Origin of the sequence: Cellulomonas sp. Y8, assembly GCF_008033115.1 — a bacterium.
Lineage (GTDB): Bacteria > Actinomycetota > Actinomycetes > Actinomycetales > Cellulomonadaceae > Cellulomonas.
This window is the reverse complement of the sequence record NZ_CP041203.1, coordinates 4,089,277-4,101,723: the sequence shown is the minus strand read 5'-3', so window position 1 is coordinate 4,101,723 and position 12,447 is coordinate 4,089,277. Positions and strand designations below refer to the sequence as shown.

The 12,447-nt window shown below is 70.9% G+C and carries 8 protein-coding genes and 2 rRNA genes; 8 read left to right on the top strand and 2 right to left on the bottom strand.

The features are described 5' to 3' along the window. Positions 1 to 64: 64 nt before the first annotated feature. The 8 genes from FKM96_RS18575 (at position 65) to FKM96_RS18540 (ending at position 8,233) form a co-directional block, all read left to right on the top strand. Positions 65 to 883 (top strand): carbohydrate ABC transporter permease, encoded by an 819-nt coding sequence (locus FKM96_RS18575; protein WP_246855414.1) that lies wholly within the window; start codon positions 65 to 67, stop codon positions 881 to 883. Between the two features lie 94 nt (positions 884 to 977). Beyond that, on the top strand, positions 978 to 2,432 hold the full coding sequence (locus tag FKM96_RS18570) for a GuaB1 family IMP dehydrogenase-related protein (protein WP_147796494.1): 1,455 nt from the start codon (positions 978 to 980) through the stop codon (positions 2,430 to 2,432). Between the two features lie 129 nt (positions 2,433 to 2,561). Continuing rightward, the gene (locus tag FKM96_RS18565; RefSeq protein ID WP_147796493.1) at positions 2,562 to 3,266 is read left to right on the top strand and encodes a type 1 glutamine amidotransferase; all 705 of its coding nucleotides are present in this window, start codon (positions 2,562 to 2,564) and stop codon (positions 3,264 to 3,266) included. Then, the gene (locus tag FKM96_RS18560) at positions 3,263 to 3,985 is read left to right on the top strand and encodes a CoA pyrophosphatase (RefSeq protein ID WP_246855066.1); all 723 of its coding nucleotides are present in this window, start codon (positions 3,263 to 3,265) and stop codon (positions 3,983 to 3,985) included. The genes FKM96_RS18565 and FKM96_RS18560 overlap by 4 nt, the downstream gene beginning before the upstream one ends. Before the next feature lie 170 nt (positions 3,986 to 4,155). Beyond that, complete coding sequence (locus FKM96_RS18555) at positions 4,156 to 5,643, top strand: MATE family efflux transporter (protein WP_147796492.1); 1,488 nt, start codon at positions 4,156 to 4,158, stop codon at positions 5,641 to 5,643. A gap of 9 nt (positions 5,644 to 5,652) precedes the next feature. Next, positions 5,653 to 6,492, top strand: a complete 840-nt coding sequence (locus FKM96_RS18550) for an EI24 domain-containing protein (RefSeq protein WP_147796491.1) — start codon at positions 5,653 to 5,655, stop codon at positions 6,490 to 6,492. Positions 6,493 to 6,698: 206 nt separating this feature from the next. Then, the gene (locus tag FKM96_RS18545) at positions 6,699 to 7,670 is read left to right on the top strand and encodes an aminoglycoside phosphotransferase family protein (RefSeq protein ID WP_147796490.1); all 972 of its coding nucleotides are present in this window, start codon (positions 6,699 to 6,701) and stop codon (positions 7,668 to 7,670) included. Between the two features lie 140 nt (positions 7,671 to 7,810). After that, positions 7,811 to 8,233 (top strand): DUF1801 domain-containing protein, encoded by a 423-nt coding sequence (locus FKM96_RS18540; RefSeq protein ID WP_147796489.1) that lies wholly within the window; start codon positions 7,811 to 7,813, stop codon positions 8,231 to 8,233. Positions 8,234 to 8,874: 641 nt separating this feature from the next. Here FKM96_RS18540 and rrf read toward each other — a convergent pair. Together rrf and FKM96_RS18530 are read right to left on the bottom strand one after the other, a co-directional pair. Next, a 5S ribosomal RNA gene (rrf, locus tag FKM96_RS18535) occupies positions 8,875 to 8,991 on the bottom strand. A 98-nt stretch (positions 8,992 to 9,089) separates the two neighbouring features. Further along, positions 9,090 to 12,199 (bottom strand): 23S ribosomal RNA (locus FKM96_RS18530). Positions 12,200 to 12,447: the final 248 nt, after the last annotated feature.

Below are 12,447 nucleotides of genomic sequence, written 5' to 3'. Positions count from 1 at the left end.
GTCCCGGGGCACGGCCGGGCGCTCCGGCGGCGTCGCCGTGCGGCCGCGCCGCAGCCGGCGCCGCATGCTCGCGACGTCGTTCACCTACGCCGTGCTCGTCGTCCTCGCGATCCTGTACGTCTACCCGTTCCTCATCCAGGTCGCGACGTCGTTCAAGACCGACGCCGAGGCCGCGCAGAACGCGATCTCGCTGATCCCGCAGACCTGGTCCACGGCGGCCTACGAGCGGCTGTTCCTGCGCTCGGACTTCCCGCTGTGGTTCCGGAACTCGGTGGTCGTGACCGTCGTCGTCACGATCGGGCGGGTGTTCATCAACTCGCTCGCCGGCTACGCCCTGGCGCGGCTGCGGTTCCGGGGTCGCGGGCTGGTGTTCGCCGGGCTCGTCGCCGTCATGGCGGTGCCGAACGTCGTGCTGCTCATCCCGAAGTTCCTCGTGATCAAGCAGGTCGGCATCTACAACTCGTTCGCGGGCCTGATCATCCCGCTGCTCGCGGACGCCGCCGGCATCTTCATCATGAAGAACTTCTTCGAGTCGATCCCGCCGTCGGTCGAGGAGGCCGCCCGCATGGACGGCGCCGGGACCTTCCGGGTGTTCTGGTCCGTGGTGCTGCCGATGGCCCGTCCCGCGCTGGTGACCATCGTGATCCTGTCGTTCCAGGGCTCCTGGAACGAGCTGTCGCACTTCATCGTCGCGTCCCAGGACCCGCAGCTGGTCACCCTCACCAAGGGCGTCGCCCAGCTGGCGTCCGGCCAGCTGTCCCAGGGCACGCAGTACCCGCTGAAGCTGGCCGCCGCGGCGATCATGACGATCCCCGTCGCCGTGCTGTTCTTCATCTTCCAGAAGCGGATCATGAACCAGAGCGCCGGTGCTGTGAAGGAGTAGTGCCCGTCCCGCGGGGCCCCGGTGCGGGGTCCCGCGGTCCCGGGTGGGTGCCGCACGGCGCCCGGTAGCATCGGGCGGAAAGGGGAACACACCTATGCGCTTCCTGCCCGGGCACCAGCCCTCCTCCGACCTCACCTACGGCGACGTCTTCCTCGTCCCGTCCCGGTCCGAGGTCGCCTCCCGCTTCGACGTCGACCTGTCGTCGACCGACGGCACCGGCACCACGATCCCGGTCGTCGTCGCCAACATGACCGCGGTCGCCGGCCGCCGCATGGCCGAGACCGTGGCGCGCCGCGGCGGCCTGGCCGTGCTGCCGCAGGACGTCCCGACCGACGTCGTCGCCGACGTGGTCGCGTCCGTCAAGGCCAAGCACACCGTCGTCGAGAGCGCCGTGGTCGTGTCCCCGCAGGACACCGTGCACACCGCGCTCACCCTGATCGGCAAGCGCGCGCACGGCGCCGCGGTCGTCGTCGAGGGCGACCGGCCCGTCGGCGTCGTCACCCCCGCCGACTGCGAGGGCGTCGACCGGTTCACCCAGATCGCCGACGTCATGTCCGGCGACCCGACGACCGTCGAGCTCTCCGTCGTCGAGTCCGGCGGCACCGCCGGCCTGGAGGCCGCGTTCGAGCGGCTGCACGGCTCGCGCCGCAAGTTCTCCCCCGTCGTCCGCGACGGCCGGCTCGTCGGCGTGCTGACCCAGGTCGGCGCCCTGCGGTCCTCCATCTACACCCCCGCGCTCGACGCGCAGGGCCGGCTGCGGGTCGCCGCGGCGGTCGGCGTGAACGGCGACGTCAAGGGCAAGGCCGCCGCGCTGCTCGACGCCGAGGTCGACGTCCTCGTCGTCGACACCGCGCACGGCCACCAGCGCAAGATGCTCGACGCGCTGGAGGCCGTGCGGTCGCTCGACCCGCGGGTGCCGGTCGTCGCCGGCAACGTCGTCACCGCCGAGGGCACCCGCGACCTGATCGCCGCGGGCGCCGACATCGTCAAGGTCGGCGTCGGCCCGGGCGCCATGTGCACCACCCGGATGATGACGGCCGTCGGGCGGCCGCAGTTCTCCGCCGTCCTCGAGTGCGCCGCGGCCGCGCGCGAGCTCGGCAAGCACGTCTGGGCCGACGGCGGCGTGCGGCACCCGCGCGACGTCGCGCTCGCCCTGGCCGCCGGCGCCTCGCAGGTCATGGTCGGGTCCTGGTTCGCCGGCACCCACGAGTCCCCCGGCGACCTGCACGCCGACGGGAACGGCCGGCTCTACAAGGAGAGCTTCGGCATGGCCTCGGCCCGTGCCGTGGCCGCCCGCACCCGCGGCGGGTCCGCGTTCGACCGCGCGCGCAAGGCGCTGTACGAGGAGGGCATCTCCTCCTCGCGGATGTACCTCGACCCCGAGCGCCCCGGCGTCGAGGACCTGGTCGACCGGATCACCTCCGGCGTGCGGTCCTCCTGCACCTACGTGGGGGCGACCTCGCTCGACGACTTCGCCGAGCGCGCCGTCGTCGGGATCCAGTCCGCCGCCGGCTACGACGAGGGCCGCCCGCTGCCCGACGGGTGGTGACCGGCGCGCGGTGCGACAGCGCCGCGTGACGAGGTGACGGACGGGCCCGGGCCCGGGGTGCGAGAGCCCCGGCCCGCGCCCGTCCGCGTCCCGCCGGGCGGCGCGGCGCGCACCGGTTAGGGTCGCCCCGTGAGCCAGCCGCGTCCCGTCCTCGTCCTCACGCACGTCGCGCACGAGGGGCCGGGCCTCGTCGCCCGCGCGCTCGACGGCCTGCCGATCACGACGCGCACCGTCCTCGACGACCCGTCGCCGCGGCTGCCCGCGGTGGCCGACCTGGCCGGGCTCGTCGTGATGGGCGGCCCGCAGGACGCGGACGACGACGCCGGGCACCCCGGCCTGGCCGCCGAGCGCCGGCTCCTGGCCGAGGCCGTGGACGCGGGCCTGCCGACGCTCGGCGTCTGCCTCGGCATGCAGCTGCTCGCGCTCGCCCTCGGCGCGCCGCTGCACCGGCGGCACGGCACCGAGATCGGCTTCGCGCCCGTCGACGTCGTCGCGCACGACCCGCTCCTCGCCCCCGCCGGCCCGCGGCCGACCGTGCTGCACTGGCACTCCGACGCCGTCGACCTGCCCTCGGGGGCCACCCTGCTCGCGTCGACGGACACGACCCCCGTGCAGGCGTTCCGCGCCGGGTCCGCGGTCGGCACCCAGTTCCACCTCGAGGTCGACCCGACGGTGCTCGACCTGTGGCTGACGACCCCGCAGATGGTCGCCGACCTGGAGCCCGACGAGGTCGCCGCGATCCGGCTGGGCTCGCGGCAGCACCTCGCCGCGCTGCGGCCCGGCGCGGACCTCGGGCTCGCGTCGTTCGCGACGGCCGTGCGGGAGCGGGCGTGACGGCGGGGTCGGGCGCCGACGCGGGGTCGGGGGCGCTCGCCGACCTCGTCGCGCTGTGCGCCGCGCGCCCCGTGTGGGCCCCGGACCCCGAGCGGGCCTTCGACGCACCGCCGCCCGGGCGGGAGGCGTCGCACGCGCGGCCGGTCCGGCAGTCGGCGGTGCTCGTCCTGTTCGGCGTCCTCGACGCGGCGGACGCGCGCGCCGACCACCCCGCGGTGGCGGCGGACCTCGACGTGCTGCTGACCCGCCGCTCCCCCACGCTGAGCCACCACCCGGGCCAGGTCTCGTTCCCCGGCGGGGGGATCGACCCGACCGACGCGGGCCCCGAGGCGGCGGCGCTGCGCGAGGCGCAGGAGGAGACCGGCCTCGACCCGGCGGGCGTGCGGGTGCTCGGCACGCTGCCGCTGCTGCCCGTCACCGTCAGCCGCAACCTGGTCACGCCCGTCCTCGGGTGGTGGGCCCGGCCCTCGGCGGTGGCGGCGACCGACCCGGCGGAGACCGTCGACGTGTTCCGGGTGCCGGTGGCGGACCTGGTGGACCCCGCGCGCCGGGTGACCACGGTGCTGCGCCGCGGCGGCCACGAGTGGCGCGGGCCGGCCTTCGACGCCGACGGGGTGCTCGTCTGGGGCTTCACCGCGTTCATCCTCGACCGGCTGCTCGACGCCGTCGGCTGGGCCGTCCCGTGGGACGAGGGCCGGACGGTGCCCGCGCCGGTGTGACGTCGCCCGCAGCGGCGCGTCGAACGGGTGGAATCGCCCGCAGGACCCTCTGGTCAACGGCCGTCGAAACGATACGATCGGTGCTGCGGCCCGACAGCACGACCGGCGACCGCCCCTCCCCCCCCGACCGATCCTCACCCACCCCCGCCCTGCCCCGGAGCACTCTCGTCATGGCCAAGGTCCTGACCGCCGGCAGTCCCTGGCGCGTCATCCTCGTGTTCGCCGTCCCCCTGCTGGTGGGCAACGTCGTCCAGCAGCTCTACCAGTTCGCCGACGCCGTCGTCGTCGGCCGCCACCTCGGCGTCGACTCGCTGGCCGCCGTCGGCGCCACGGGCAGCCTGCTGTTCCTGCTCCTCGGGTTCGCCTGGGGCATGACCTCGGGCTTCGCCATTCCCACCGCCCAGGCGTTCGGCGCCCGGGACGCCGCCGCCGTGCGCCGCTCGGTCGCCGCGGGCACGCTCCTCACCGGCGCGACGAGCGTGCTGCTCACCGTCGGTGCGCCGCTGCTGGCGGGCCCGGCGCTCGCGCTGCTGCAGACCCCGGCGTCGCTGATGGCCGAGGCGACGACGTTCGCGCAGGTGAGCTTCCTCGGCGCGGGCGCGCTGATGTTCTTCAACTTCCTCGCCGCGATCATCCGCGCGATCGGCGACTCCCGGACGCCGCTGTGGTTCCTCACGCTGGCGTGCGTGCTCAACGTCGTCCTGGTCGTGGTCATGGTCGGACCGATGGGGCTCGGAGTCGGCGGGGCCGCGCTCGCGACGGTCGTGTCGCAGGCGCTGTCGGTCGTGCTGTGCCTGGAGTACGTCCGGCGGCGCGTGCCGGTGCTGCACGTGCACCGCGCGGACTGGCGGGTGCCGCGGGCCGAGCTCGCCGAGCACCTGCGCCTCGGGCTGCCGATGGGCTTCCAGGCGTCGATCATCGCGATCGGCACCCTCGCCGTTCAGGTCCGGCTGAACACCCTCGGCGCCGACGCCGTCGCCGCGTACACGACGGCCGCCCGCGTGGACGGCCTCGCGGTCGCGCTGCTCCAGTCGCTCGGCCTCGCGGTCTCGATGTTCGTCGCGCAGAACCTCGGCGGCGGCCGCCCCGACCGCATCCGGCAGGGCGTCGTCCAGGCGTCGTGGCTCGCGGTCGCCGGCTCGGCGGTGCTCGGCGTCGTGCTGTTCGCGTCGGGTGCCTCGCTGGTGCGGCTGTTCGTCGGCGACGGCGCCGCGGAGGTCGTGACGATGGCGACCCAGTTCCTGCACGTCAACGCGGCGCTGTACGCGGTCCTCGGCGTGCTGTTCGTGCTCCGCGGCGCCCTGCAGGGGCTCGGCCGCACCGGCGTGCCGACGCTCACCGGCGTGATCGAGCTGGTCATGCGGGTCGGCGCCGCGATCGTGCTCGGCGCAGCCTTCGGCTACCTCGGCGTCGTGTGGGGCAACCCGCTCGCCTGGGCCGGGGCCGTGGTGCTGCTCGTGCCGGCGTACCTGCGGGCGCACCGGGCGCTCGCGCAGCAGCCGATCGCGCCGCTCGACCGGGTCGAGGCGACGCCGGTACCGGTGCCGGTCGAAGGGCCGACGGACGGGTCGATGGTCGTGGACGCGGTGGTGCCGCTCCCCGCCGGCGGCCCGGACGACGCCGCTCTCCGGCGGCGGGACGACGTACCCGCCACCTAGGCTGCCCGCATGCACGAGTTCCTCGCGGGCGCCCGCCTCCTCGGCGGCGGCTGGTCCTGGTGGCGGCGACGACCGGGCGCGATGGCGCGCGGGCTGATCCCCGCGGTCATCGTCGGCGTCGTCGTCCTGGCGGCGCTGATCGCGCTCGTGGTCAACCTCGACGCGGTCGGCGACACCCTCACCCCGTTCGCCGACGGCTGGTCGCCCGGCTGGGAGCGCACCGCCGAGCTCGCCGCGCAGGGCGTGGTCCTGGTCGGCTCCGTGGTGCTGGTCGTGGTGACGTTCACCGCGCTGACGCTCGCCGTCGGCGAACCGTTCTACGACCGGATCTGGCGCGCGGTCGAGCAGGACACCACCGGCACCGTCCCCGAGGGCTCGACCGGGGTGTGGCGCGGCGCGGTCGACGGCGTCGCACTCGTCGCGCGCGGCCTCGTCGCGGCCGCGGTCGCCGGTCTGCTCGGGCTCGTGCCGCTGGTCGGCGCGCCCCTCGGCTGGATCGCGGGCGTGCTGCTCACCGGCTGGGTGCTCGCGCACGAGCTGTCGTCCCGCGCGCTCGTGGCGCGCGGCCTCTCGCGTCGGGAGCGCAACGCGCTGCTGCGGGCGCACCGGACGCGGGCGCTCGGGTTCGGCGTGGCGACGCAGCTGTGCTTCCTCGTGCCGGGCGGCGCGGTGGCGACGATGCCCGCCGCGGTCGCCGGGTCGACGCTGCTCGCGCAGTCGGTGCTGCCGCGGGGCGCCGGCGCCGGGCCGGTGCCCGCCGGCGCGCCCGCGGTGGCGGAGTCCCCGGCGGGCCGGGCCGGGTCGGCGCCGCTGCCCCTCCCGGCAGGGGACGACGCCGAGCGCCGCTGACGCCGGGAGGTGCCTGCGCGGTGCGGGGCGAGCGGACGCCCCGGTCGGCCGGCCGGGCCCGGACGAGCGCGACCACCGACGCCGTGAGCGCGCTCGCCGCGACGTGGCACCCCGACCCCGCCCGGCCCCCTCGGAGCGAGTAGCCTGACCGGTCCGCCCGCGCACCCCGCCCGCGGGCCAGCCGTGCCGCACCCGAGGAGCCCGCCGTGCCCGTCAAGCCGCCCGCCGAGGTGGACCTGACCACCGACCTCGTCCGCGCGCTGCTCGAGGACCAGCACCCGGACCTCGCCGACCTCCCGCTCCGGCTCGCCGCCCACGGCTGGGACAACGCGACCTTCCGGCTGGGTGCCGACCTCGCCGTGCGGCTGCCGCGGCGCGAGCTCGCGGCCCACCTGGTCGAGCACGAGCAGCGCTGGCTCCCGACGCTGGCCGGGCTCTGCCCCGTCCCGGTGCCCGCGCCCGTGCGGGTCGGCCGGCCGGGCCCGCGGTTCCCGTGGTCCTGGAGCGTGGTGCCCTGGGTCCACGGCGTGCACGTCGCCCAGCAGCCGGTGGCCGACCGCACCGCGTGGGCGCCCGAGCTCGCCGAGGCGCTGGTCGCGCTGCACGTCCCCGCTCCCGCGGGCGCCCCGGTGAACCCGTTCCGCGGCGGCGCCCTCGCCGGCCGGTCTGCGGCGCTGCGGGCGCGGCTCGACGCCGGTCACCTCGACGGCGCGATCGCGGCAGCGGGCGCCCGGAGCACGGGTGCTGGGAGCGCGGACGCGACCGCCGGCACGCCCGTCGGTCGCGCTCGCCTGGACCCCCTCTGGCGGGACGCGCTGGCCGCACCCGCGTGGCCGGGCCCGCCCGTCTGGCTGCACGGCGACCCGCACCCGGGCAACCTCGTCGCGGCGGACGGCCGGCTCGCCGGGCTCCTCGACTTCGGCGACCTGACGGCCGGTGACCCCGCGTGCGACCTCGCGACCGCGTGGCTGACCTTCGACGTCGACGGCCGCGCGGCCTTCCGGGCACGCGCCGACGCCCTGGCCGACGCCCGGGGGCCGCGCGACCCCGGCCGCTGGCGCCGGGCCGCGGGCTGGGCGCTGGTGATGGCATCGGCGCTGGTGACGCACGGTGACGACGATCCCGTGATCGCCGCCGCGGGATCCCACGCGATCGCCGAGCTCGTCCGGGGCGACTGACCACGGCTGCCGTCCCCGACCGTCGACCGTCGTCCCATGCACCTGACACCGAGCGCCGACCCACGGGACCGACACACTTCGCCGACCGCCGATCCACGGAGGGCACGTCCGTCGTCGAGCGCCTCCGGCATCATGGACGCATGCCCGACTCCCCGAAGACCGTGCCGACCGACGCGGACGTCGACGCGTTCCTCGCGGCGGTGCAGCCGGAACGTCGTCGCCGGCACGCCGTGCGGGCACGCGAGCTGCTCGAGCGGATCACCGGCGAGCGGCCGGTGCTGTGGGGGCCGTCGATCGTCGGCTTCGGCAGCGCGCACTACCGGTACGCCTCCGGGCGCGAGGGCGACTGGCCGCCCGTCTCGTTCTCCCCCAGGAAGACCGCCCTGACGCTCTACCTCATGGACGGGCTGGAGGCGCACGCCGCGGATCTCGCGGAGCTGGGTCCGCACACGACGGGCACCGGCTGCCTCTACCTGAAGGACCTGGACGCCGTCGACCAGCCGGCGCTCGAGCGGATCCTCGCCCGCAGCTGGGACGCCCGCGGAGCCAACCCCCGCTCCTGACCCAGGAGCCCACCCTCGCGAGCGCCCACGCGCCTGCGGGCGCCGACTTCCCATCTCCGCACTTCGCGCGACCGCCTCTCCCCAGGCAACGGACGGAGACTCGCCGCCCCGCCCCCGCCCACCCCCACCGAGGGGGCAGTAGGTGCTCCCGTCGGCGCCCGGAAAGCAGCATCTACCGCCCACTCGGCGAAAGACGCGGCGCTGCAGGCGGCGCGTCAGTGCGGACGGCTCTCGCCCCGCGGGCACGTCCGCTCGCCGAGATGGCAACTCTCGGCTGTGCGTGAACGTGCGGGCAGAGCCGAGAGTTGCCATCTCGACGGGGCGCCGCCCCCACACGCACGCTGCCGTCCGAGTGGAGCGTCACGCAGCAGCCGTCGAGCCGGCAGGAGGTACTGCCTCCCGCGCACGAGAAAAGACACCTACTGCCCTCTGGGCGAGGACTTCCCGCGGGTGGGCGCGGCCGGAGCCTGCAAGTCTGGCTGCTGGTTCGCCGAGGCCGGCCCCTGCAACGGCGTGAGGAAGGCGGTTGGCCGGCGTTCGCCCTCCGCACCGAGCGCAGCCGGTCCCCTGCACCGACGCCCCGGGCCTTCTGGGAAAACAGAAAGAGCCACCCCCGAAGGGATGGCTCTTTCTGAAATGATGTCCGGCGGCGTCCTACTCTCCCACACCCTGGCGAGTGCAGTACCATCGGCGCTGAAGGGCTTAGCTTCCGGGTTCGGAATGGGACCGGGCGTTTCCCCTTCGCTATGACCGCCGTAACTCGGTCGAACAAGCGAGACAGGACACCCCTCAGATCTCGAGGGGTGCGTGTTCGTGGTTCGGGAACCGCACAGTGGACGCGTAGCAAAAAGTATGGGTGGTGAAGTTGTCGGCTTATTAGTACCGGTCAGCTGCGAGGGTCTTGAGTCCCCTCTTCCACATCCGGCCTATCTACCCGGTGGTCTAGCCGGGAGCCTCTCGGGGCAAGCCCCGTGGAAACCTCATCTTGAAGCAGGCTTCCCGCTTAGATGCTTTCAGCGGTTATCCCTTCCGAACGTAGCCAACCAGCCGTGCTCCTGGCGGAACAACTGGCACACCAGAGGTTCGTCCGTCCCGGTCCTCTCGTACTAGGGACAGCCCTTCTCAAGTTTCCTGCGCGCGCAGCGGATAGGGACCGAACTGTCTCACGACGTTCTAAACCCAGCTCGCGTACCGCTTTAATGGGCGAACAGCCCAACCCTTGGGACCTACTCCAGCCCCAGGATGCGACGAGCCGACATCGAGGTGCCAAACCATGCCGTCGATATGGACTCTTGGGCAAGATCAGCCTGTTATCCCCGGGGTACCTTTTATCCGTTGAGCGACGGCGCTTCCACAAGCCACCGCCGGATCACTAGTTCCGACTTTCGTCCCTGCTCGACCTGTCAGTCTCACAGTCAAGCTCCCTTGTGCACTTGCACTCGCCACCTGATTGCCAACCAGGCTGAGGGAACCTTTGAGCGCCTCCGTTACATTTTAGGAGGCAACCGCCCCAGTTAAACTACCCACCAGGCACTGTCCCTGATCCGGATCACGGACCGAGGTTAGATGTCCAGAGCGACCAGAGTGGTATTTCAACGTTGACTCCACCGACACTGGCGTGCCGGCTTCACAGTCTCCCACCTATCCTACACAAGCCGCACCGAACACCAATACCAAGCTATAGTAAAGGTCCCGGGGTCTTTCCGTCCTGCTGCGCGTAACGAGCATCTTTACTCGTAGTGCAATTTCGCCGAGTTCGCGGTTGAGACAGCGGAGAAGTCGTTACGCCATTCGTGCAGGTCGGAACTTACCCGACAAGGAATTTCGCTACCTTAGGATGGTTATAGTTACCACCGCCGTTTACTGGGGCTTAAATTCTGAGCTTCGCCTTGCGGCTGACCCGTCCTCTTAACCTTCCAGCACCGGGCAGGCGTCAGTCCGTATACATCGTCTTGCGACTTCGCACGGACCTGTGTTTTTAGTAAACAGTCGCTTCTCCCTGGTCTCTGCGGCCCTCCACGCTTCCCGGGCAAGCCGGTACACGCTTCAGGCCCCCCTTCTCCCGAAGTTACGGGGGCATTTTGCCGAGTTCCTTAACCACGATTATCTCGATCGCCTTGGTATTCTCTACCTGACCACCTGAGTCGGTTTAGGGTACGGGCGGCTAGAACCTCGCGTCGAAGCTTTTCTTGGCAGCATAGGATCACCCTCTTCCAGCATACGCTGTCACCATCGGCTCTCAGGCTATGTGAGTGGCGGATTTGCCTACCACTCGCCCTACGACCTTGGACGTGGACTACCATCGCCACGCCGGGCTACCTTCCTGCGTCACTCCTGTTAATACGCTTACCTACTACCGGTTCGGGTCACGTGCTCCATGCGGCGGTGACTCCCGAAGGAGTCGGTGCCGCACTTCGGACGTTTAGCATCACCGGGCTCGGTATGGGCGGTTCTTCGCCGGTACGGGAATATCAACCCGTTGTCCATCGACTACGCCTGTCGGCCTCGCCTTAGGTCCCGACTTACCCAGGGCGGATTAGCCTGGCCCTGGAACCCTTGGTCATTCGGCGGACGGGTTTCTCACCCGTCATTCGCTACTCATGCCTGCATTCTCACTCGTGTAGCGTCCACCACTGGGTCACCCCGCAGCTTCACCCGCCACACGACGCTCCCCTACCCATCCACACGCCTGAACCACGAAGGCTTAGCGCAATGTGTGAATGCCACAGCTTCGGCGGTATACTTGAGCCCCGCTACATTGTCGGCGCGGAATCACTTGACCAGTGAGCTATTACGCACTCTTTCAAGGGTGGCTGCTTCTAAGCCAACCTCCTGGTTGTCTGTGCAACTCCACATCCTTTCCCACTTAGCATACGCTTAGGGGCCTTAGCTGGTGGTCTGGGCTGTTTCCCTCTCGACTACGGAGCTTATCCCCCGCAGTCTCACTCCCGCGCTCTCACTTACCGGCATTCGGAGTTTGGCTAACGTCAGTAACCTTGTGGGGCCCATCGGCTATCCAGTAGCTCTACCTCCGGCAAGAAACACGCGAGGCTGCACCTAAATGCATTTCGGGGAGAACCAGCTATCACGAAGTTTGATTGGCCTTTCACCCCTAACCACAGGTCATCCCCCCGGTTTTCAACCCAGGTGGGTTCGGTCCTCCACGCGGTCTTACCCGCGCTTCAACCTGCCCATGGCTAGATCACTTCGCTTCGGGTCTAGAGCACGCGACTACGGTCGCCCTATTCGGACTCGCTTTCGCTACGGCTTCCCCACACGGGTTAACCTCGCCACGTACCACTAACTCGCAGGCTCATTCTTCAAAAGGCACGCCGTCACCCCTGCTAGGGAGGCTCCGACGGATTGTAGGCACACGGTTTCAGGTACTATTTCACTCCCCTCCCGGGGTACTTTTCACCTTTCCCTCACGGTACTTGTCCGCTATCGGTCACTAGGTAGTATTTAGGCTTAGCAAGTGGTCTTGCCAGATTCACACGGGATTTCTCGGGCCCCGTGCTACTTGGGATCCCCCTCGGGAGGCCACGTGATTTCGTCTACGGGGGTACCACCCTCTGTGCCGGGCCTTTCAATGCCCTTCGACTATCACGAGACTTTCTGACTCCCTGCTGGTTCGGCAGAACCAGCTGAAGGGTCCCACAACCCCGCATGCGCAACGCCTGCCGGCTATCACACGCACACGGTTTGGCCTGATCCGCTTTCGCTCGCCACTACTCACGGAATATCTCTTCCTGCCGGTACTGAGATGTTTCACTTCCCGGCGTTCCCTCCACACACCCTATATATTCAGGTGCGGGTCACGCGACATGACTCGCGCGGGGTTTCCCCATTCGGACATCCTCGGATCACGGTTCGTTTGCCAACTCCCCGAGGCTTATCGCAGGCTACCACGTCCTTCTTCGGCTCCTAGTGCCAAGGCATCCACCCTGTGCCCTTAAAAACTTGACCACAAAGACATACTTTAAAGATGCTCGCGTCCACTGTGCAGTTCTCAAACAACGAACGATCCCCGAGTCGCGTACGCCGGCGCCTACCAGCTGCAAGAGGAGTCAGCGGTTCGTCCGACCGACCGGGCCCGTCATGAAGCAACCTCCCTTGCGGGCTGTTCCCTCAGGACCCAACAGCGTGCCTAGGCGACCGTCGTCTGCCGGCTGTGCGCGTTCCGTCCCCGACAAGTCGAGGTGTACTGGCGCGAT